Source organism: Corynebacterium sp. (assembly GCF_022712275.1).
Taxonomy (GTDB): Bacteria; Actinomycetota; Actinomycetes; order Mycobacteriales; family Mycobacteriaceae; genus Corynebacterium.
In genome coordinates this window covers 1-21,686 of sequence record NZ_JALAGU010000034.1, presented here as the reverse complement: position 1 = coordinate 21,686, position 21,686 = coordinate 1, and the positions used below count along the sequence as shown (strand labels likewise).

Here is a 21,686-nt window from a genome sequence, read left to right as displayed (position 1 = left end):
GGGTACCGGGGGATTCCTTCCGGGGGTGGCCGGGCCTACAGTGGCGGAGGAAACCACATTCTGTCTTCCCTTTTTCTGAAAGGCCAGGAACGCGATGCCATCCCCGACAGACACCTCACGGAGCATCCTCAAGGAGGTGGGTGGCGCGGACAACGTCGTCAACCTCACCTACTGCGCGACGAGACTGAGATTCCAGCTCCATGACCGGTCGAAAGCCGATCTCGACACTCTGGAGAACACTCCGCAGGTCCTGGGGGTGGTGCCGCAGGGCGGTGACGGCGTCCAGGTGGTGATGGGCGGCGGCGTCGCCGAATTCTACAACGCCATCGTCAAGGAACCCGGGATGGGGGATGCGGACTCCACCCCCGCCAAGAAGGAGTACGGGGGAGTACGGGGGAAGTACGACTGGATCAACTACTGCTTCGAGTTCCTCTCGGACACATTCCGCCCCGTGCTGTGGGCGCTGCTCGGCGCGTCCCTCATCATCACCATGCTGGTGCTGGCCGACACCTTCGGCTGGCAGGACTTCCGCGCCGACATGGCGGATCAGCCGGACGGCTACGTGCTGCTGCACGCCATGTGGCGGTCGGTGTTCTACTTCCTGCCGATCATGATCGGTGCGACCGCAGCCCGGAAGCTCGGTGCGAACGAGTGGGTGGGGGCAGCGATCCCCGCCGCCCTGCTCACCCCGGAGTTCCTCTCGCTGGGCGATCCGGAGGACGTCGTCCACATCTTCGGTCTCCCCCTGGTGCTCAACGACTACTCGTCGCAGGTCTTCCCGCCGCTGATCGCCGCGATCGGCCTGTACTGGGTGGAGAAGGGCCTGAAGAAGCTCATTCCGTCTGCGGTGCAGATGGTGTTCGTGCCGTTCTTCTCGCTACTCATCATGATCCCGCTGACCGCCTTCCTGCTGGGGCCCTTCGGTATCGGTATCGGTAACGGGATCTCGAACTTCCTCGAATGGACCAATGACCTCTCGCCGTTCATCCTGGCGATCGTCATCCCGCTGCTCTACCCCTTCCTCGTGCCGCTGGGACTGCACTGGCCGCTCAACGCGATCATGGTGCAGAACCTCGCGACCCTGGGCTACGACTTCATCCAGGGGCCGATGGGTGCCTGGAATTTCGCCTGCTTCGGTGTGGTCGCCGGCGTGTTCTTCGTGTCTGTCAGGGAGAAGAACAAAGGTATGCGGCAGGTCTCCCTCGGTGGTCTCATGGCGGGTCTGCTCGGCGGTATCTCCGAACCTTCGCTCTACGGTGTGCTGCTGAGATTCAAGAAGACCTACGTCCGCCTGCTCCCGGGTTGTTTCGTCGGTGGCGTCATCATGGGCATCTTCGACGTCAAGGCCAATGCCTTCGTCTTCACCTCGCTGTTGACCTTCCCGGCCATGGACCCGTGGGGCGGCTACCTCATCGGTATTGCCGCTGCATTTGCCACCTCCATGATCCTGGTGCTCGTCTTCGACTACCGCGGGGCGGATGAGAAGGCTGAAGTTCTCGCCCAGCTCGAGGCTGAGCGCGAGGCGGCCAGTGCCGCGGAGGACGCCCGCATCGAGGAGGCCGCTGTCGCCGCCGGAACCGCCCACATCAAGCCTGCTCTGCGTCCCGGCGCGGTCACTGTCGTGACTGCGCCGGTCGAGGGCAAGGTCCTGCCGTTGTCCGAGACCCCGGACGAGGCCTTCGCCAGTGGAGCTCTGGGCGGTGGCGTGTGCATCGATCCGACCGGAGACACCCTGGTCGCCCCGGCGGACGGGAAGGTCCTCACCGTGCAGAAGACCGGCCATGCGATCGGTCTGCGACTGGATTCCGGCATCGAGCTGCTCATCCACATCGGTATCGACACGGTGAAGATGGAAGGTGAGGGTTTTGAGAACCTCGTCGAGAAGAAGCAGCAGGTCACTGCAGGAACACCGCTGATCCGCTTCGACCGGGCGAAGATCGAGGCCGCAGGCTTCTCTCCGCTGACCCCGGTCGTGGTGGTGAACTCGAAGAAGTTCGCCTCGGTGGAGGGGATGGTCGCCCCCGTCGCCGCACCGGGTGACGACATCATCACCGTCACCGCGAAGGAGGCGGAGCCTGAGGACGTTGCGTCCGACTCAGCGTCCGACTCAGCGTCGGACTCGGCGGCAGCAGGGGAGCGACCCTAGAAATAAGCCCGGCTCTACGGCCGGGCGTACACAATCATGACGTTTCGGGCGTCCCGGTTGTACGGACGTCCCTGAAACGTGATGATCGTGCACGCAGAACGCCACCTGAGGTCGGTGGGAAGTGATGCCCACCGACCTCAGGTGGCGTAATGCTGGCGTTGCCCGGAAAAGAACTCCGGACTAGAGCGCCTCAATGCGGGCGATCGCGTGCAGGGTATCCAGCTTGGAGGCCTTGCGCAGCTGGACGTCCCAGGCACCGGAGGTGTCCTTCGCGGTGAATTCGGCGACCTTCGCCGGCAGCGTGACCGGCTTGGCGAACTCGATGGAGAAGCGGGAACCGCCGGTGGGCAGTTCTCCCTCCAGGGAAGCGAGGACGGACGCCGCCGACCACATGCCGTGGGCGATGGTGGACGGGAAGCCGAAGGCCTTCGCACCCAGGCCGGAGACGTGGATCGGGTTCTTGTCGCCCGAGGCGTCCGCGTAGACCTTGATGGTGGCCGGGGTGGCGGTGAACGTGGCCGTGGGCGTCGGGTCCGCAGGTAGCTCCGGACGCTCGAACAGTGAGCCGGAATCCTCCTCACGGGCCTTCACTGCAGCGTCAGCGGATCCGGAGAGCTTCACACCCTTGGCGAGGAAGCCGGAGGTCTGGGTCCAGACCGGAGTGTCTCCCCCGTCCTCGACGAAGACCTCGGTGACCATGTCGATCAGCAGTCCCCTGCGGTGCGGACGAAGGTTTTCCGCGTGGGTGCGGATGGTGAACTCGTCGTCCACGGTCAGCGGGCGGGTCTGCTCGATGACGTTGGTGAGGTGCACCGCACCGACAGCGTTGAAAGGGAAGTCCGGGGTGGTCATGACCTTCATCGCGAGCGGGAAGGAGAGCGCGTAGAGGTACGTGGCGGGTAGCTCGTTGGCCAGGCGGAGACCGGTGGACGCGCAGTAGGCACCGAGGTGCCTTACACTGACTTTCACGCCCTTGACCTCGAAGCCGGTGGCGGGGTCGGTCTTCGCCGAACGCTTCGTGCCCACGGCGGGGACGAGGTCCTTGGCGGCGGACTTGTACTCGGTCATCAGCTCCGGGATCGCCGGGAGCTCCTTGTAGGTGACAGTCACGGTGACCTCCTAGGCGCCCATCAGGTGCTGGCCGCAGACGCGGAGGTACTGACCGGTGACCGCACCGGAGGCGTTGCCGGCGAAGAAGCCCACGCCCTCGGCGACGTCGATCGGCAGACCACCCTGGTTGAGGGAATTCAGACGCTTGCCGACCTCGCGGGTGCCGGTGGGGATCTCGGCGGTCATCGCGGTGATGATGAAACCCGGGGCGATGGCGTTGACGGTGATGCCCTTGTCGGCGACCTTCGGGGCCAGCGCCTCGGCGATGCCGATCATGCCGGCCTTGGACATGGCGTAGTTGGTCTGACCGCGCTGGCCGGCGAGGCCGTCCATGGAGGACAGGGTGATGACGCGGCCGCCCTCGTTGAGGCCGCCGTTCTCCAGCAGTCCCTCGGTGATGCGGATCGGGGCGATGAAGTTGATCGCCTCGACGAGGTTCCACTTGCCCTCGTCCATGTTGGCGAGCAGCTTGTCGCGGGTGACGCCGGCGTTGTGGACGATGATGTCCACACCCTGGCCCCACTTCTCCTCGGCGTGCGCCTTGATCTTGTCAGCGGCGTCGGGGGCGGTGACATCCAGCGGCAGGGCGGAACCCTTGACCTCGTTGGTGATCTCCGCGAGAGCCTCACCGGCGGCGGGGACGTCGACGATGATGACCTTGGCGCCGTCACGGGCGAGGACGCGGGCGATGTCGGCGCCGATACCGCGGGCGGCACCGGTGACGAGGGCGACCTTGCCGGCGGTCGGGGCGTCCCAGGACTCGGGGGCCTCGACGTGGGTGTTGTCGACGCGGATGACCTGGCCGTCGACGTAGGCGGACTTGCCGGAGAGGATGAAGCGGACCGGGGCCTCGAGGCCGGACAGATCGTCGCTCACGGCCGGGTCGACGTAGATGAGCTGGGCGGTGGCGCCGCGCAGCAGCTCCTTGGCCAGGGAGCGGACGAAACCCTCGATGGCGCGCTGGACGATGCGCTCGTCGGCGTCTTCGATGAGCTCGGGGGTGGTGCCGATGACGAGGAAGCGGGCGTTCGGACGCACCTTGCGCATCTGGGGGTGGAAGAACTCGTAGAGCTTCTTGATGTCCTCGGGGGTCTTGATGCCGGTGGCGTCGAAGATGATCGCGGACTTCTTGATGTCGGTGTCGGCCTCGACGAACTGGAAGTCGGTGTCGAGGAACTTCCGGACACCGTCGGCCACGCGGCCCTCGCCGCCGATGACGACCGGGCCGTCGAGGGCGGGCTCACCCTTCTTGTGTCGACGCAGCTTCTCGCCCTGGGGGACGCCGAGCTTACCGGCGAAGCTGGAGTTGATGATCTGTTCCAGCAGGCCCTTGTTGGAAGACAATGTACTGATCTCCTTGGTCTGTAGCGGTGTGTGGGTGAAGCAGTTATCCGAAAGCGTACCTTGTGGCCGCTCGAACAATGTATGTTCTCATTCGTACCCTAGTGTGTGACCCGGTACGCTGTCCTGCAAATCAGTGACAGGCACAACAAGGGTTCCACACCCCCCCGGATACGGCGCCCGGCGCTACCCCCCCCACGGGTAGGCTGGCCGCCAGACACGGTACTGACCAGACAAACGACGACGGAGTGATTACCGACATGACCTCTTCCTCCCCGCGCAAGGTCGCCATCCTCGGCGGCAACCGCATCCCCTTCGCACGGTCCAACAAGGAGTACTCCAGCGCGTCCAACCAGGACATGCTGACCTCCACCATCAACGGCCTGGTCGCCCGCTACGGCCTGCAGGACGAGAAGCTCGGCATGGTTGTCGCCGGCGCCGTGCTCAAGCACGCCCGTGACTTCAACATGACCCGCGAGGTCGTCCTCGGCTCCGCCCTCGACAACGAGACCCCGGCCTTCGACCTGCAGCAGGCCTGCGGTACCGGTCTCGCCGCCGCGGTCCAGGTCGCTGACGCCATCGCGCTCGGCCGCATCGACGCCGGCATCGCCGGGGGTACCGACACCACCTCGGACGCCCCGCTCGCCGTCAACGACGACCTGCGTAAGACCCTCATCAAGGTCAACAACGCCAAGTCCACCCCCGAGATGCTGAAGCTGCTCGGCTCGGTGCGTCCCTCCCAGCTGGCCCCGGAGCAGCCGCAGAACGGCGAGCCCCGTACCGGCCTGTCCATGGGTGACCACCAGGCCATCACCACCCGCGAGCTCGGCATCACCCGCGAGGACCAGGACGAGCTCGCCGCCGAGTCCCACCAGAAGCTCGCCGCCGCCTACGACGCCGGATTCTTCGAGGACCTCGTGACCCCGTACCTCGGCGTCCAGCGCGACACGAACCTGCGCCCGGACTCCTCCGTGGAGAAGCTGTCCAAGCTCAAGCCGGTCTTCGGCAGGAAGGACGCCGCCGCCCACGGCACCCAGGCGACCATGACCGCCGGTAACTCCACCCCGCTGACCGACGGTGCCTCCGCCGTGCTGCTGGCGTCCGAGGAATGGGCCGCCGAGCACAACCTGCCGGTCAAGGCGTACCTGGTGGACTCCGAGACCGCCTCCGTGGACTTCCTCCACGGCCACGACGGCCTCACCCCGGACGGTCTGCTGATGTCCCCGACCTACGCTGTCCCGCGTCTGCTGGAGCGTAACGGCCTGACTCTGCAGGACTTCGACTTCTACGAGATCCACGAGGCCTTCGCCGGTCAGACCCTGGCGACCCTCAAGGCCTGGGAGTCCGAGGACTACTGCAAGGACCGCCTCGGTCTCGACGCCCCGCTCGGCGCCATCGACCGCGCCAAGCTCAACGTCAAGGGCTCCTCGCTCGCCGCCGGTCACCCCTTCGCCGCGACCGGTGGACGCATCATCGCCACCGCCGCGAAGATCCTCGAGGAGAACGGCGGCGGCCGCGTCCTCGTCTCCATCTGTGCCGCCGGTGGTCAGGGCATCACCGCCATCATCGAGCGCTAGTCAGTCTCTGCTCAGGCGACCGAACCGCCCGCGCCAACTACCCCAGGGGGTGGAATCCTCAAGTGATTCCAACCCTGGGGTAGTTGGCGTTGTGGGCCCTGCGCGGCCCGTGCGCGACTTATGCATCGCCGTGGACGGCGAACGGGCCGTCGAAGGGCTCCTGGACGACAGTGGCGCCGGCGGCGAGGACGACACCGGGACCGGGGGAGCGACACCCACCCCCGCCGCCACCGACCTGGTCACCGATGCCGAGGATGCCGTGGCCAATGTGGTCACGACGATGACGCGCGGCGTACTCCCGGAGGACCTGCGCACCACCCTCCGGGTGCTGACCGCGGTGAGCGGGAACCTCAGCCCAGCACCGCAGTGAGGTCGGTACGCATCATGGTGTTGTAGCCGGCCCAGCTGGTCGCTACGAAGTAGAGTTTCCCGTCGGGTCCAGGGGCATGGTCCGGCAGCATGAAGGCGCCGTAGATGTCCGGGACCTGCGCGCGCGAGACCACGGTCTGTGCGCAGTTGGTGGTCCACATCCCGGCCTGCCCCCAGGACTTCACCGGTATGAAATCGACGTACTGCTCCCCACCGACCTCGATACCGGAGGTGGGGATCTTCGTGTACTCGACGCCCCGCACCTTCAGCGAGGTGGGCAGGAACTCGCCGGACCTGCTGCCGTCGACGGTCCCGTCGACGTACAGACCGTCGGTGGGATCGGTGTCCCGGGACTCGAACAGGGCGTAGGGATACCAGCCGTTGCCCGCTCCACTACAGGTGAAGGAGTCGCCGAAGGCGATGAGAGTGCGGCCGTCCCCGGCGTCCGGGGTGGAGGTCGTCAACAGGACGGGGACGCTGCGGGACGCGCGGGGTGAACGGTGGCGGGGCATGCCGCTCCTCGGGTGAAGTGTCAGGTGAAAACGTCGGAACGGAGATGACTGTACTTCGCGGAATGACACGCCACGCGACCCCGCCGCAACCGTCCTGACCACCGCATTTGTTGTCGTTATGTCACTAGGTGCCCCGGTCTTCGCAGGGGCTGAGGAAGCCCCTGCCACCGAGGCCAGGAACACCACCGACACCACCGAGCTGATTCCCGATCTGCCCCCGCTGCAGCAGATCGACGGTTCCGCCGGCTGCCCGCTCAACCGGGACCTCGGCACCGGCGACCAAGTGTTCTGCTCCGAGATCGGAGCGGAGATCGCGCGGACCCGCGCGGAGTGGGCGGCGGCCGTTGCCGCGAATGCAGCGGCCCTGGCAGGGGAGGACGCCGAGGCCGCACTGACCTCTTCGCCGTACGGCTCTTTCGCGTTGTCGGCGCGGCAACCCCGCACCGCCGGGTAGCCTGGGCCGCATGCACATCATCGGACTCACCGGAGGGATCGGCTCCGGGAAATCGACGGTCTCCGCCCGACTGGCGGAACTCGGAGCCACCGTCGTGGACGCCGACCTCATCGCCCGGGAGGTCGTCGAACCCGGCGAGCCGGCTCTGGCGGAACTGGGGGAGGCCTTCACCGGTGTCATCCGCCCGGACGGCACCCTCGACCGCGCGGAACTGGCCCGCCAGGCCTTCGCCTCCCAGCAGGGCACCGAGACCCTGAACTCCATCACCCACCCCCGGATCCACGAACGCACTCTCCAGCAGTTCGAGGACGCCCGCGCCGCCGACGTCCCGGTGCTGGTCTACGACATGCCGCTGCTCATCGAGAACGGCCAGACCGACATGGTGGACACGGTCCTCGTCGTCGACGCCCCCGATGAACTGCGGATCCGACGCCTAGTGGAGTACCGGGGTCTCGACGAGGAGGACGCCCGGCGTCGCATCGCCGCGCAGATCAACCGGGAGACCCGGCTCGCCGCGGCGGACGTCGTGCTCGACAACTCGCAGGACGTGGCGTCGCTGGTGAGTCAGGTCGATGAGTTCTGGGCGAGGCTGACCCACCGGTCCTAGACTGGGCACATGGCCTTCGCAGCTGAACACCCCGTCCTCTCCGAATCCGAGTTCCGACCGGTCGGAGAGGTTGAACGTACCGACTCGTCCTTCGAGGTCATCAGTGAGTACGAACCCGCCGGTGACCAGCCGGCGGCGATCAAGGAACTCGATGAGCGGTTGAGCCGTGGCGAGCGGGACATCGTGCTCATGGGTGCCACCGGTACCGGCAAGTCCGCGACCGCGGCCTGGCTCATCGAGAAGCAGCAGCGTCCCACCCTGGTCATGGCGCCGAACAAGACACTGGCCGCTCAGCTGGCCAATGAGCTGCGCAGTCTGCTGCCGAACAACGCCGTCGAGTACTTCGTCAGCTACTACGACTACTACCAGCCTGAGGCGTACATCGCGCAGACGGACACCTACATCGAGAAGGACTCCTCGATCAATGACGACGTCGAGCGGCTGCGTCACTCGGCGACCTCGAACCTGCTGTCACGTCGGGACGTCGTGGTGGTCTCCTCGGTGTCCTGCATCTACGGCCTGGGCACCCCGCAGTCCTACCTGGACCGCTCCGTGGTCCTCAAGGTCGGGGAGGAGGTCGAGCGGGATCGGTTCCTCCGGTTGCTCGTCGACATCCAGTACGACCGCAACGACGTCTCCTTCACCCGTGGTGCCTTCCGCGTGAAGGGCGACACGGTCGATGTCATCCCCGCCTACGAGGAACTGGCGGTGAGGGTCGAGTTCTTCGGCGACGAGATCGACAGTCTCTTCTACATCCACCCGCTGACCGGTGACGTGATCCGGGAGGTCGAGGAGATCCGGATCTTCCCGGCCACCCACTACGTCGCCGGTCCGGAGCGCATGGAGAAGGCGATGGCCGACATCCGTGAGGAGCTGGAGCACCGGGTCGCCGACCTGGAGAACCGCGGCAAGCTGCTCGAGGCGCAGCGGCTGCGGATGCGCACCGAGTACGACCTGGAGATGATCCAGCAGGTCGGCTACTGTTCCGGCATCGAGAACTACTCCCGCCATATCGACCAGCGGGAGTCCGGGTCCGCCCCGGCGACGCTTATCGACTACTTCCCGGACGACTACCTCACTATCATCGACGAGTCCCACGTGACTGTGCCGCAGATCGGAGGCATGTTCGAAGGAGACATGTCGCGCAAGCGCAACCTGGTCGACTTCGGGTTCCGGTTGCCGAGTGCGCTCGACAACCGGCCGCTGACCTGGGAGGAGTTCGACGACCGTAAGGGCCAGTGCGTCTACATGTCGGCGACCCCGGGCGACTATGAGATCGCGGCGGCCGGCGGTGAGTTCGTCGAGCAGGTGATCCGCCCGACCGGTCTGGTCGACCCGAAGGTCGAGGTGCGCCCCACCGAGGGGCAGATCGACGACCTTATCGAGCAGATCCGGCAGCGTGTGGAGAGGAAGGAACGCGTCCTGGTCACGACCCTGACCAAGCGGATGGCCGAGGACCTCACCGACTACCTGCTGGAGCACGGGGTGAAGGTACGCTACATGCACTCGGACATCGACACGCTCAAGCGCGTGGAACTGCTGCGCCAGCTGCGGTTGGGGGAGTACGACGTCCTCGTCGGTATCAACCTGCTGCGTGAGGGCCTCGACCTGCCCGAGGTGTCGCTTGTGGCGATCCTCGACGCCGATAAGGAGGGCTTCCTCCGCTCGGAGCGCTCGCTGATCCAGACCATCGGCCGTGCCGCCCGCAACGTCTCCGGCGAAGTGATCATGTACGCGGACAAGATCACTGACTCGATGCAGTACGCCATCGACGAGACGGAACGACGCCGCGCCAAGCAGATCGCCTACAACACCGAGCACGGTATCGACCCGCAGCCGCTGCGGAAGAAGATCGCCGACATCCTCGACCAGGTCTACGAGAACCGTGGCGAGGACGGCCCGGCAGAGCCGGCAGCGTCGACCGGATTCGGCGCCGACGTGGACATCGCGGCCGGCCCGTCAGGGGTCTCTGCGGTCTCCGGGCGGGGCGCCGGCAGCCTGGCGCGTCCCGAGCTGGAGAAACTCATCGCCGACCTCACCTCGCAGATGCAGGACGCCGCCCGGGCACTGAAGTTCGAGCTTGCCGGGCGTCTGCGCGACGAGATCTCGGACCTGAAAAAGGAGTTGCGTGGCATGGTCGAGGCCGGCCTGTGATGGGGTAACCTGGGCGCCATGAGCTACAGCACCATCGTTGTCGGCACCGACGGTTCAGAGTCATCTCTTCTCGCTGTGCGGCGGGCGGCAGCGCTTGCCGCTGCGTTCGACGCCACGCTGGTCATCGGCTGCGCCTATTACGCTGACCAGGACGCCGCAGTCCAGGCGGTGCGGATGGACTCGAAGACAGTCGTCGGCGATTCCCCGGCCCAGCAGAACCTCGCGTCCGCGGTGACCGCGGCGCAGGAGGAGGGCTGCTCGACTGTCGAGACCGCCATCAAGGCAGGGTCTCCGGTGGAGGCTCTGATGGGGATCGTCACCGACGTGAAGGCGGACCTCCTCGTCGTCGGTAACCGGGGGATCAACTCGCTGACCGGGCGTCTGCTCGGTTCAGTGCCGGCGGACGTCGCCCGTCAGTCCGACTGCGACGTGATGATCGTCCACACGGTGTAGCCGGACCTTCCCTCCTTCTTTTCCGAACATTATGCATGCTGTAGCGCCCGCTACAGTGAGGGGATATTCGTCCTACCTGCATGTTTCTTGCAGGTGGACAGGGTTGAGAATGCACAATGTGGATGCATGATGTAGCCGGTCCGTTCCGTGTGGTTCAGGCATCGCTCCTGCCGAGCGCAGCGACGGCAGCGGCAGGATCATCGACCCACAACAGCACTTCGGTGATCTCTGCGGTGACCGGCTTTGCCGTGGCCACCGGTCCGGATCCGCCGCATCCACCCCCTCAGTCAACCGGATCTCCAGGTTGGTCCCGTTTCCGTTGCCGAGCACCAGGGTTCCGTCGTCGGTGATCGCGCGGTCTGTACGGTAGTTTCGATCCGCTGTGATGGCCGAGATGCTTTCCCGAGGAATGTCCGCAAGTGTTGTCCGCCCCTGACGTATCACCAGTGCCCGATCGCTGACGAAGGGCGGGTACACCTTCCGTCGGCCGAAAACGGACCACAACAGCAGCAGTGAGTAGACCGAGATCACGGTGACGACTACACGGACCAACGCCGAGGAGACAAGAAGCTCGACTGCGGTGATCTCGACGGCAGTGACCGCGGTCAGGGCTCCGGGGAGAAACCACAACCCCTGCGTGGCGGGAAGCGGGACTGCTCCGGGCGGGAACACTGACCTACCCCGGCACAACAGGACAAGATCGGTCCATAGCCGGAGTTCGCCCCGCAGCAGCCTTACACCGGGATGCCTGAGCAGAAGCATCACGGGGTGAGCTCCGCCAGCAGTGCGGCAACGCCGCAGACTGTGCTCCAGTCACCGGGATGTCCGCTGGAGACAGGGGCAGGTCGCCCGGGCGGAGAGTTTCGGTGAGACCGGAGAAGACGCCGTCCCGTAGGCCGCGACGGCAGCGGGCGATGAGATCCGGCATGTCAGGATCGGCAGACGTGACGTCTCCGAGGAGGTGCCAGGCATGGTACCCCGCCAGAGAACTCTCCCTGGCCTGCGCGGACACCAGTGACGAGCGGAGAAGCGTCCAGGTGTCCGCCGTGGTCATGTCGGTGTCCACCATCAGTTGGAGCGCCCGGGTGTCGAGGTCCAGTAGAGCGACTACAGCGGAATCCTCCGGTTCCCTGCCCATTGTCCATTGCCGGAAATCAGTCAGCAGGTCGATGATGTCCGGTGGGATGGACCGGCCGCCGGTGAGCAGGGAGAGGATCCGCGACCGTTGCCGGTGAAGTTCCTCGATACGGGAGTCGACGGCGAGCAGGGCGTCCTGAAGTAGATCGCGGTGGTCGGTGATGCGGGCGACGGTGGTTGCTGGAATCCCCGCAGCTGTCAGCGTGGTCAGTCGGATGAGCCGGGCAACGTCATCGACCGTATAGTCCCGGTACCCGTTGGGTGTCCGCTCCGGCTCCGGTAGCGCCCCTGTCCGGTGGTAGTTACGGACCACATTCGGGGGAGCATCCTGCTGTCGCAGCAGCCTCGCTGATCCGCATGCCACCATCGTGCACGTTGTCAGCATGACAAGGTCAAGCAGATGATCCCGCTCAGGCGAAGTAGTCGCTGACCTTGTCGGCGAGAAGCTCCGGCTCCACCAGCAGGACGCCGTGGGAGTAGCCGTCGACGGTGGCGAGCTCGCCACCCATGGCCCGGTGCATGTCCGGCGCACCGTCAGCGGAGACTGTCGCGTCCTGTGTGTAGCCGATGCTCAGTGGGGCGCGGTCGAGGTCATCACCCGAGACCTCGGTTGGTGTGGTGGTGGCGTCCCACCCGGAGCAGAACTCGCCGGAGGCGATCCAATCCTCGTTACCGCGGATGAGGTCTCCACCGGTCAGGTGGGAGAGCCACCAGGACGGTGCCAGGGAGCGGTCCGGGGTGTTGGTGTTCTCGTTGCAGGTGATCGCCCGCTCGACGTAACTGGCCGAGGCCGCCATCTCCTCCTGGGCAGTGATCTCCTCCTCGGTCGGTTCCGGGAGTGCATCGAGTTCCTCCGCATTCCGGGCGTCGGCCGCCTCAGGGTCGCTGAGCTGTTCTCCGAGCAACGGCCATAGGGTCTGATTCCGGATCGCCGCCATCGCGAGGGAGAACCCGGAGACGACACCGGTGGTGGCACTCTCTTCTCCAATGATCTGCCGACCGGTATCTACCAGCGTTCCGGCTCGCCACTGTGCGTACACCAGGCCGTCGAGGAACCGGGTTCCGAGCTCACCGGGGAGAACCGCCGAGCCGGCGGGAAGGTCCGCGTCCTCCGCCGACGGCGGGGTCACCGGCATCTGGACGCCGTAGGGGCCGGTGATGACCTCGGCCCACCGCTGGTAGACCTGCAGTGGAGTGGTACCGAGATGGTACTCGTCATCTCGCTCGGCAAGCCAGGCGAACATCGCGTTGAGCCCGTCGATCCGGGCCTGCTTGCGTGCGGCGCCGAGACCGAACCAGCGCTGGTCCGGGGACGCCGACGAGTCCAGCAGGACGCGGTCGGTGTGCTCCGGGAACAGCGTGGCGTAGGTCGCCATCAGTGGCCCACCGTAGGAGACACCGTAGAGGTTCAGCCGGTCCTCGCCGAGTGCTTTGCGTGCCTCGTCAAGATCGCGGGCGGTGTTGTCGGTGGTGACGGTGGACGCGTATCCGGGGTCTTTCGACTCACAGGAGGCGTAGATGTCACCGGCGGTGGTCAACGGGGACGCCGCGACCGGGCAGTCCAGTGGAGTTCCCCAGGCCAGGCCACGTGGTTCCACTGCCAGCAGGTCATAGTGTTCCCGGACATCGGCGGGCAGGGTGATGCGTCCTTCTGCCTCCGGAGTTTCGGCGTCGGAGGTGGCGAACATCCCCAGCGCATCGCCACCGGGACCGCCGGGGTTGCCGGCGATCGTGCCCTTGCGTTCCCCGGTGGCCGGGACACGGCTCATGGTCAGAGAGATGGTCGCCCCGTCCGGATCGGCGTAGTCGCGGGGGACCTCGATCTCGGTGCACTCGGTCGGTGCTTCGGCACCTGAACCGACGGGGCAGGGTCCCCAGTTCAGTGACGGGCCCTCACCTGTGGGATCAGCCCCGGCCGTACCGGTCGGGACGACCACGGTGGCTGAGAGGGAGGCAGCGAGCAGGATACGGAGTGAGGTCCGGGTCGGCACTGGGGTCCTTTCGGAGTCGTTGTGCCGCTCAGCCTAACATCTGCTGAGAATCACCATGGAAGTTCATCGTCATGGACGAGGGTGAGCCCCTGGGTGGCACGGGTGACCGCCACATAGACGTCATTGAGCCCCTGCGGGGATGCCGCGACGAGCTCCGCAGGCTCCACCAGCACGACTTCGTCGAACTCGAGTCCCTTGGCGCCGTTGACGTCGGAGACCACGATCTCGCCGACGGAAGACGTCCGCTCAGCGAGGTCTCGCAGTGCCGGCAGCCGCTCCGGGGCGGCGATGAGGCCGGTGAGGCCCTCGCCGGCGGCCGTCGCCGCCTGTGTCACGGCGTCCTCCAGATCGGCGAGATCGCCCTCGCGCACGCCGGTACCGGTCTCGCGCAGGCTGGAAGGAACCTGCTGGTCCGGGGCGACCTCTGCCTGGATTGCCGAGGCGATCTCGGCGATGTCCGCCGGTGTGCGGTAGTTCACGGTGAGTTCGTGGAGCTTCCACCGGTCCTTGACGAAAGGGGAGAGGGCGTCCGACCAGGATTCCACCCCGGCCGGGCTGCCGGTCTGCGCCGGATCGCCGACCAGGGTCATCCACCGGTTCGGGGCACGGCGGAACACCATCCGCCAGGCCATCTCCGAGAGCTCCTGTGCCTCGTCGACGATGACGTGGCCGAAGGCCCAGGTGCGGTCCGCGGCGGCCCGCTCGGCGGTGGACATGGTCTCCCGGACACGCTGACGCTCGGCGAGTTGTTCGGCGTCGATGACGTCGTAGGCCATGAGGATCTCGGCGTCCGTCCCGTCATCGAGGTCCTGGTACGCGGAGCCGGTGAGGATGTCGAGTGCCTCCTGCGCCTCGGCGACCTGGGCCTGCCACTTCTTCTGCTCTTCGGCCTCGGCTTCCTCGACGCCGACGACCCCGAGGATCTCGGCGAGCTCGTCGAGCAGTGGGGCGTCTGCCTCGGTCCAGTCGTCAGGCTCGACTGATCCGTCAGTGCGCAGTAGCGCCCGGCGGGTGAGATCGTCGTAGTCGGACGCCGCGGAGTCCACGGCCTCGCGGGAACCGTAGAGCCCGGCGAGAACCTCCTCGGGGGTCAGCGTCGGCCAGAATCCGTCGAGGGCTTCGAGGACCTGGTCCTCACTGCCGAGATCCTCGCGCAGCTGGGCGCGGTCGGCGGCGGACAGCAGGTTCTCCCCGCCGAGCGGGTCGGTACCGATCTTGTCCGCCATGGCGTCCCGCAGCCGGTCGAGGGCGCTGGCGAAGAACCGTTCCCGGGCCTGGTTGTGCGGACGCCGAGACCGGCGTGCGGTGGTCCGGGCGCCCTTCACCATCGCCGGAGTGAGGCTGATCGTCACTCCGTCGACAAGGAACGTCGCTGGACTGTCCGGGACAGTCTGCAGTTCGCGGACGGCGTTGCTGAGGATGTCCACCATCTCCGAGGACCCCTTGACCTCCTGTGACAGCAGCGGCTCGGCGCTCATCGGTCGGGTGGTGATGCCGGGGTAGAGTGTGCCCGGCGTCGCCAGTACCACACCGGTCTCACCGAGACTCGGCAGGACCTGGGAGATGTAGTCGAGAAAGCGGGGGTTGGGTCCGACGATGAGGACGCCGGTCCGCTCCAGCTGTTCGCGCCAGGTGTAGAGGAGGTACGCGGTGCGGTGGAGGGCGACGGCCGTCTTGCCGGTGCCCGGACCGCCCTGGACGACGGTGACGCCGCGGTGGTTCTCGCGGATGATCCGGTCCTGTTCCGCGACGATGGTGTCGACGATGTCGGTCATGTGCCGCGACCGGGCCCGGTTCACCGCATACAGCAGTGCGCCCTCCTGGGCGACGGAACCCTCACCGCCGTCGGCGGTGTCACCGGTGTAGGAGTCGTCTCCGCTGAGCCGTTCATCGGCAGCCGCGGTGACGGCGCGTCCTGACGTCCGGATGTGGCGCCGGGTGTGCACGCCCTCCGGGTGCAGGGTGGTGGCGAGGTAGAAGGGGCGGGCCAGCGGTGCGCGCCAGTCCATGAGAAGCGTCCGCATCTCGTCGTCGTCGGCGTGCAGGCCGATGCGTCCGATGTAGCGGCGGTCCAGGGTGGAACCGTCGCCGCCGGGGCCGTGGTCGGTGACAGGGTTCTCCGGGTCGGCGTCCTCCACGTCGATACGACCGAAAAACAGGCCGATCTCGGCGGCGGAGTACTCGGCGAGGCGCTGGGAGATCTCGTAGGTCTCGTGGTCGCGTTCGAGCAGGGCCTGTGGATGGTCGATGTCCGCCGTGAGCCGCTGGACCGCGCGGGCCCGGGCGGTGAGTCGTTCGCGGGCGGCATCGACATGGGCGAGCAGCTCGTCGAGCCGGAGCTGTTCCTCGGCGACGGCGGGAAGGGGAGAGTCGGAGTTGTCGGTCATGATCTCCAGGTCTGAGTATGAGTGGGTTGCTCTCACCAGCCCCGGTCGCGCCAGGTGTCCAGTGCGGGACGCTCGGCACCGAGGGTGGTGTCATCGCCGTGGCCGGGGTGGACCACGGTGGAGTCGGGGTAGCGGAAGCAGCGCGCGGTCACGTCATCGAGAAGACGGGTGAAGTCCTCCGGAGTGGCGGTGTTGCCCACCCCGCCGGGGAAGAGACTGTCCCCGGTGAACAGATGGGTCGGGCCGTCGTCGGTGGGTAGGGCCAGGGCCAGTCCGCCCGGTGTGTGCCCGCGCAACAGGACGACCAGCATACCCAGTTCGGCGAGTGCGGGCGATGCCGGGTCGAGCAGTTCGCCGGCGTCCCCCTCCGGTGAACGGTCGTCGCCCCAGGTCCGGTCCGCGGCGGCCGGAAGATCCGGGGCGTCCGGACCCGGGGCGTGGTGGCGGGCACCGGTCGCGGCGAGAACCTCGGCCAGGGCCCGGACATGGTCGTGGTGCTGATGGGTGGTCAGCACGTCGGTGACCCGCACGCCCAGTTCTCCTGCGAGAGCCAGAAGGTGTTCCGCCTCATCGGCGGCGTCGATGAGCAGCGCATCCCCGCCGCTGGCGATGAGGTAGCTGTCGTTGTCCATGCCGCCGACGGTGGTCTTCACCACGGTCAGGGGACGCCCGGCGCCGGTGGTGGTGATGCTGTGGGCGTCGCCCGGGGCGTCGAGGTGGCTGAAGGTGCCGTCTGCTCCGGTGCCGGTGGTGTCTTCGGGAGTGATCATGGCCCCACCCTAGTGACGTGCGGGGCACGGTGCCGTTGTCGATTACGCGTTCGAGAAAAACCCGTAGACTGACGTAGACTGCAGGCTGACTGCACGACCCTGCACCACACTGCACTGACCGAGAAGAATCCAGGAGTTCACCGGTGGCTGAGATCCTCACCGTGCGCGGAGCCCGCGAACACAACCTCAAGGGGGTGGACATTGACCTGCCCCGCGACCGGATGATCGTCTTCACCGGACTGTCCGGATCCGGCAAGTCCTCCCTCGCCTTCGACACCATCTTCGCGGAGGGACAGCGGCGCTATGTCGAATCACTGTCCTCCTACGCCCGCCAGTTCCTCGGCCAGATGGACAAGCCGGACGTAGAACTCATCGAAGGTCTGTCGCCGGCGGTGTCCATCGACCAGAAGTCGACGAACCGGAACCCGCGGTCGACCGTGGGCACGATCACCGAGATCCACGACTACCTGCGTCTGCTGTTCGCCCGTACCGGTATCGCGCACTGCCCCGAGTGCGGGGCACGTATCGAACGCCAGACGCCGCAGCAGATCGTCGACCAGGTCCTCGACATGGAGGAGGGCCTGAAGTTCCAGGTTCTCGCTCCGGTGGTGCGCACCCGCAAGGGTGAGTTCGTCGACCTCTTCGAGGATCTCGCCGCCCAGGGCTACGCCCGTGTCCTCGTCGACGGTGAGGCCTACCGTCTCACTGATCCGCCCCAGCTGGAGAAGCAGGTCAAGCACGACATCGACGTCATCGTCGACCGACTGCAGGTCAAGCTCTCCCAGAAACAACGGCTCACCGAGTCCGTGGAGACCGCCCTCGGCCTGGCTGACGGTCGTGTGGTGCTCGACTTCGTCAGCCTCGACGACGGTGACCCCGACCGTCGCCGCCGCTTCTCCGAGAACATGGCCTGCCCCAACGGCCATGCCCTGGCCATCGACGAGCTGGAGCCGCGCAGCTTCTCCTTCAACAGTCCCTACGGTGCCTGCCCGTCCTGCGACGGTCTCGGTACAAAGCTCGAGGTTGACGAGGCACTGATCATCCCGGACGAGGACGCCCCGCTCGTCGGTGCGATCGCGCCCTGGGCGTCCAGCCCGAACCACCGCTACTTCGACAAGCTGCTCACCGCACTGGCGGAGAACCTCGGCATCGAGCCCGACACCCGCTGGTCGGAGTTGACGAAGAAGGAGCGCAAGGCGGTGCTCGACGGGCACCCCGAGGAGATCACCGTCCGCTACCGGAACCGCTACGGCCGGTCGCGCCAGTACTCCGCGCCGTTCGAAGGCGTCCTGCACTACCTGCACCGCAAGATCGACCAGGCGGAGAGCGACAACCAGAAGGAGCGCTACCTCGGCTACATGCGCGAGGTGCCGTGCCCGGCCTGTGGTGGTACCCGCCTGCGTCCGGAGATTCTCCAGGTGACCGTCGACTCCGAATCAGGGGAGAAGTCCATCGCCGACGTCTCCGCGATGAGTATCGAGGACGCCAGCAGCTTCCTCGACAGTCTCACCCTCAACTCCCGTGACGAGATGATCGCCGGACGCGTCCTCAAGGAGATCCAGGCGCGTCTGCGGTTCCTCATCGACGTCGGTCTGAACTACCTGTCGATGTCCCGGGCGGCCGGCACCCTGTCCGGCGGCGAGGCGCAGCGCATCCGGCTGGCGACCCAGATCGGGTCGGGACTGGCCGGCGTCCTCTACGTACTCGACGAGCCGTCGATCGGCCTGCACCAGCGTGACAACACCCGCCTCATCGCCACCCTCAAGCATCTGAGGGACATCGGTAACACCCTCATCGTCGTCGAGCACGACGAGGAGACGATCCGGACCGCCGACTGGCTCGTGGACATCGGCCCCCGGGCCGGCGAGTTCGGTGGTCACGTCGTCTACCAGGGTGAGCCGGAGGGCATTCTCGACTGTGCCGAGTCCATCACCGGTCAGTACCTGTCCGGGCAGCGGATTCTCGCCGTTCCTGAGCAGCGACGTGAGGTGGACACCGACCGGGTCATCACCGTCCACGGTGCCACCGAGAACAACCTGAAGAACGTCACCGTCGACTTCCCGCTGGGTGTTCTGACCTGTGTCACCGGTGTCTCCGGCTCCGGCAAGTCCAGCCTCGTCAACGGGATCCTCGCCCAGGTGCTGGCCAACCAGCTCAACGGTGCCCGCCAGGTGCCCGGCCACCACCGTAAGGTCACCGGACTTGACCAACTGGACAAGCTGGTGCGCGTGGACCAGAGTCCGATCGGCAGGACGCCGCGCTCGAACCCGGCGACGTACACCGGTGTCTTCGACAAGATCCGCAACCTCTTCGCCGAGACCGCCGAGGCCAAGGTCCGCGGCTACAAGGCCGGCCGGTTCAGCTTCAACGTCAAGGGCGGACGCTGCGAGGCCTGCCACGGTGACGGCACGCTGAAGATCGAGATGAACTTCCTGCCGGACGTCTACGTCCCCTGCGAGGTCTGCCAGGGTGCCCGGTACAACCGGGAGACCCTGGAGGTCCACTACAAGGGGAAGTCCATCGCCGAGGTCCTCGACATGCCGATCAGCGAGGCTGCGGAGTTCTTCGGCCCGGTCACCTCGATCTCCCGCTATCTCGACACCCTGGTCGATGTCGGGTTGGGATACGTGCGGCTCGGTCAGGCGGCGACGACGCTGTCCGGTGGTGAGGCGCAGCGCGTGAAGCTGGCCAGTGAGCTGCAGAAGCGGTCCAACGGTCGGACGGTCTACATCCTCGACGAGCCGACCACCGGTCTGCACTTCGAGGACATCCGCAAGCTCATGCTGGTCATCCAGGGACTCGTGGACAAGGGCAACACAGTCCTGGTCATCGAGCACAACCTGGACGTCATCAAGGCCGCGGACTGGATCATCGACATGGGTCCGGAAGGTGGTGCCGGTGGCGGCACCGTCGTGGCAGAGGGCCCGCCGGAGCAGGTGGCCCGTGTCGAGGCCTCCCACACCGGCCGGTATCTCAGCGAGCTGGTCTAGGCCGGGTCTGCTCGGGGACCGGGGTCGTCGGACGTGGCCCTGCTGCTGCGGTCACGGAATGCCGCGCAGGCCAGCAGGATCAGTCCGCAGATGATGAATGCCGCGACCTGGATCAGTCCGTCCAGGGCAGCCAGGTCGTAGAGCACGAGCTTCGCCGTGGCGAGCAGTGCGATCCCCAGACCGATGGCGGCGTCCACCCGGAGCAGGAAGAAGACTCCGACCGACATCCAGAGCACCGACACAATGAGATGCCCGGTCATGAAGGAGTTGCCGGTGTCGGTGATGTCGCGGGCGAGCAGCGGGATCGCGGACGTCCCGAGAACCAGCAGGACCCCACCGGTGACGGTCTTTCCCGGGAGACTGAGTCGCAGGGCGTCCTCACGGTACAGGACCAGCAGTCCGACGACCAGCAGGAGCAGCGGGGGCAGCCACAGCGGTCGGGCGTCCATGCCGATCTCACGGTTCCAGGCGGGGCCGAGGAGATGGAGGCACGCCAGGACGGTGAATCCGCCGAAGAGCCAGGGGACCACCGGGGGAAGAACCGGGGAGAACCACACCAGTGCGCCGGCGAGAACCACCACCGCACACAGCCACCAGGTCCAGTCGGAGCGCGTGTACATGCTGGTCATGACGAGGCCGAGGGTGGTCACTCCGGTCGCGAGGGTCGCACGCATCGCGTCGGCGGCGGACGTGGGGAGGACAGGACGCGGTACCGGAAGCACGGGGTAGCCGGGCGGTCCCTGCCGGACCGGCGGCATGTTCGGCGGTACCTGCGGGCGGGGCGGCAGGGCGAGAGTCCCGTCGGTCAGGATCTGCCATGCCACCGGCACGGCGCACGTCACCAGGCCGATGCCCAGTGCGCACCAGTGGGCGGAGGTGATCGCGGTGTCGTCGAAGTAGCCGGACCAGGTGGTGGTGTTGAGGAAGGTCAGAGCAGGCAGCAGGACCGCGGGGGCCCACCGGGCCAGAATGCCGATGACCGTGGCTGAGGTGGACGAAGGCGCGACCGGGAACAGACCGAGCCAGGTGAGGACAATGACGGCGGCCAGAGAAGCTGTGGTCAGCGTCACCGCGGCATCCCCGTCCGGGACGAGACCGACACCGCTGAGGAAGACAAGTGCGGCCGCGATGTCCACGGGAAGCCAGTACCGGCCGGCCGTCGACGCCCAGCCGATGATGCCGAGGGTGAGCAGGCACGCGGCCTCGACGGTCGGGGAGCGGTCGTCCCAGACCAGCCAGAGTGTGGCCGGTGCCAGGAACAGTCCGCCGGTGACCATGAGGACGAAAGCGAGCCAGACCTGGTCCCACCACCGGGCGATCCCCAGCCCGAGGGCGCAGGTCAGCCCGATGAGGACCGCGCCGACCCAGGGATCGATCCACTCCAGTCCGAAGACGGTGACCCAGATGTCCGCGAGCAGACCGAGGACGGCGACGGTGAGCAGTGCCGGGGCGACCGGGCCGTCCGGCGATTTCCGCTGTGCCACCAGGGAGTAGGCGCCGACTGTCAGGCAGATCGCGGCGGCCAGGATGACGGCGACTTCGGCGCCCAACCAGTTGTGCTCGACGGCATGGACGGTGAGGAAGATGAGGCCCAGGATGAGGATCGCCGCGCCGAGCCAGGAGATGACGGTGGTGACGGTGTCGCGTGAGCTGCCGGGCCGGGGCGGAGGGGGGCCGTAGCCCGGAGG

Annotated in this window: 16 protein-coding genes; 8 read left to right on the top strand and 8 right to left on the bottom strand. The window is 66.8% G+C overall.

Going from position 1 to position 21,686, the window contains the following annotated elements; translation table 11 throughout:
* Window positions 1-94: 94 nt before the first annotated feature.
* Window positions 95-2,146, top strand: coding sequence for a glucose PTS transporter subunit IIA (locus tag Q0A27_RS08200; RefSeq protein WP_291474573.1), 2,052 nt, complete (start codon window positions 95-97; stop codon window positions 2,144-2,146).
* A 180-nt stretch (window positions 2,147-2,326) separates the two neighbouring features.
* Here the strand turns inward: Q0A27_RS08200 and Q0A27_RS08195 are convergent, their stop codons facing one another.
* Window positions 2,327-3,256 (bottom strand): MaoC/PaaZ C-terminal domain-containing protein, encoded by a 930-nt coding sequence (locus tag Q0A27_RS08195; protein ID WP_291474572.1) that lies wholly within the window; start codon window positions 3,254-3,256, stop codon window positions 2,327-2,329.
* A gap of 9 nt (window positions 3,257-3,265) precedes the next feature.
* Window positions 3,266-4,600, bottom strand: coding sequence for a 3-oxoacyl-ACP reductase (locus Q0A27_RS08190; RefSeq protein WP_291474571.1), 1,335 nt, complete (start codon window positions 4,598-4,600; stop codon window positions 3,266-3,268).
* A gap of 257 nt (window positions 4,601-4,857) precedes the next feature.
* On the opposite strand from Q0A27_RS08190, the gene Q0A27_RS08185 reads away from it, so the two are divergent.
* Both Q0A27_RS08185 and Q0A27_RS08180 read left to right on the top strand, forming a co-directional pair.
* On the top strand, window positions 4,858-6,174 hold the full coding sequence (locus Q0A27_RS08185) for an acetyl-CoA C-acetyltransferase (RefSeq protein WP_291474570.1): 1,317 nt from the start codon (window positions 4,858-4,860) through the stop codon (window positions 6,172-6,174).
* Between the two features lie 109 nt (window positions 6,175-6,283).
* Window positions 6,284-6,544: a hypothetical protein gene (locus Q0A27_RS08180; protein ID WP_291474569.1), complete on the top strand. Its 261-nt coding sequence runs from the start codon at window positions 6,284-6,286 to the stop codon at window positions 6,542-6,544.
* Here Q0A27_RS08180 and Q0A27_RS08175 read toward each other — a convergent pair.
* On the bottom strand, window positions 6,525-7,055 hold the full coding sequence (locus Q0A27_RS08175; RefSeq protein ID WP_291474568.1) for a DUF4185 domain-containing protein: 531 nt from the start codon (window positions 7,053-7,055) through the stop codon (window positions 6,525-6,527). The genes Q0A27_RS08180 and Q0A27_RS08175 overlap by 20 nt on opposite strands.
* A gap of 118 nt (window positions 7,056-7,173) precedes the next feature.
* On the opposite strand from Q0A27_RS08175, the gene Q0A27_RS08170 reads away from it, so the two are divergent.
* The 4 genes from Q0A27_RS08170 to Q0A27_RS08155 are packed head-to-tail and all read left to right on the top strand — an operon-like array spanning window position 7,174 to window position 10,723.
* Complete coding sequence (locus Q0A27_RS08170) at window positions 7,174-7,509, top strand: hypothetical protein (protein WP_291474567.1); 336 nt, start codon at window positions 7,174-7,176, stop codon at window positions 7,507-7,509.
* A gap of 10 nt (window positions 7,510-7,519) precedes the next feature.
* Window positions 7,520-8,116, top strand: coding sequence for a dephospho-CoA kinase (gene coaE, locus Q0A27_RS08165; protein WP_291474566.1), 597 nt, complete (start codon window positions 7,520-7,522; stop codon window positions 8,114-8,116).
* A gap of 9 nt (window positions 8,117-8,125) precedes the next feature.
* Window positions 8,126-10,270, top strand: coding sequence for an excinuclease ABC subunit UvrB (uvrB, locus tag Q0A27_RS08160; protein WP_291474565.1), 2,145 nt, complete (start codon window positions 8,126-8,128; stop codon window positions 10,268-10,270).
* Between the two features lie 18 nt (window positions 10,271-10,288).
* Window positions 10,289-10,723 (top strand): universal stress protein, encoded by a 435-nt coding sequence (locus Q0A27_RS08155; RefSeq protein ID WP_291474564.1) that lies wholly within the window; start codon window positions 10,289-10,291, stop codon window positions 10,721-10,723.
* A 676-nt stretch (window positions 10,724-11,399) separates the two neighbouring features.
* Here Q0A27_RS08155 and Q0A27_RS08150 read toward each other — a convergent pair.
* From Q0A27_RS08150 to Q0A27_RS08135, 4 genes are all read right to left on the bottom strand, one after another.
* The gene (locus tag Q0A27_RS08150) at window positions 11,400-12,173 is read right to left on the bottom strand and encodes a MerR family transcriptional regulator (RefSeq protein ID WP_291474563.1); all 774 of its coding nucleotides are present in this window, start codon (window positions 12,171-12,173) and stop codon (window positions 11,400-11,402) included.
* 97 nt (window positions 12,174-12,270) lie between these two features.
* On the bottom strand, window positions 12,271-13,851 hold the full coding sequence (locus Q0A27_RS08145; protein WP_291474562.1) for an alpha/beta fold hydrolase: 1,581 nt from the start codon (window positions 13,849-13,851) through the stop codon (window positions 12,271-12,273).
* A 50-nt stretch (window positions 13,852-13,901) separates the two neighbouring features.
* Window positions 13,902-16,238 (bottom strand): ATP-binding domain-containing protein, encoded by a 2,337-nt coding sequence (locus Q0A27_RS08140; protein WP_291474561.1) that lies wholly within the window; start codon window positions 16,236-16,238, stop codon window positions 13,902-13,904.
* Window positions 16,239-16,270: 32 nt separating this feature from the next.
* Entirely contained in the window at window positions 16,271-17,008 is a 738-nt protein-coding gene (locus Q0A27_RS08135) for an MBL fold metallo-hydrolase (RefSeq protein ID WP_291474560.1), read from the bottom strand.
* Between the two features lie 143 nt (window positions 17,009-17,151).
* Between Q0A27_RS08135 and uvrA the strand changes: the two genes are divergently transcribed.
* Complete coding sequence (uvrA, locus tag Q0A27_RS08130) at window positions 17,152-19,998, top strand: excinuclease ABC subunit UvrA (protein ID WP_291474559.1); 2,847 nt, start codon at window positions 17,152-17,154, stop codon at window positions 19,996-19,998.
* Here uvrA and Q0A27_RS08125 read toward each other — a convergent pair.
* Window positions 19,995-21,686: hypothetical protein (locus Q0A27_RS08125; protein ID WP_291474558.1), on the bottom strand; the 1,692-nt coding region annotated here is incomplete at its 5' end. The genes uvrA and Q0A27_RS08125 overlap by 4 nt on opposite strands.

Excerpts from the sequence above, each read along its gene's own strand:
- Q0A27_RS08155 (WP_291474564.1), top strand. The coding sequence starts at position 10,289 with ATGAGCTACAGCACCATCGTTGTCGGCACCGACGGTTCAGAGTCATCT.
- Q0A27_RS08140 (WP_291474561.1), bottom strand. The coding sequence starts at position 16,238 with ATGACCGACAACTCCGACTCTCCCCTTCCCGCCGTCGCCGAGGAACAG.
- uvrB (WP_291474565.1), top strand. The coding sequence starts at position 8,126 with ATGGCCTTCGCAGCTGAACACCCCGTCCTCTCCGAATCCGAGTTCCGA.
- coaE (WP_291474566.1), top strand. The coding sequence starts at position 7,520 with ATGCACATCATCGGACTCACCGGAGGGATCGGCTCCGGGAAATCGACG.
- Q0A27_RS08175 (WP_291474568.1), bottom strand. The coding sequence starts at position 7,055 with ATGCCCCGCCACCGTTCACCCCGCGCGTCCCGCAGCGTCCCCGTCCTG.
- Q0A27_RS08200 (WP_291474573.1), top strand. The coding sequence starts at position 95 with ATGCCATCCCCGACAGACACCTCACGGAGCATCCTCAAGGAGGTGGGT.
- Q0A27_RS08170 (WP_291474567.1), top strand. The coding sequence starts at position 7,174 with ATGTCACTAGGTGCCCCGGTCTTCGCAGGGGCTGAGGAAGCCCCTGCC.
- Q0A27_RS08185 (WP_291474570.1), top strand. The coding sequence starts at position 4,858 with ATGACCTCTTCCTCCCCGCGCAAGGTCGCCATCCTCGGCGGCAACCGC.
- Q0A27_RS08135 (WP_291474560.1), bottom strand. The coding sequence starts at position 17,008 with ATGATCACTCCCGAAGACACCACCGGCACCGGAGCAGACGGCACCTTC.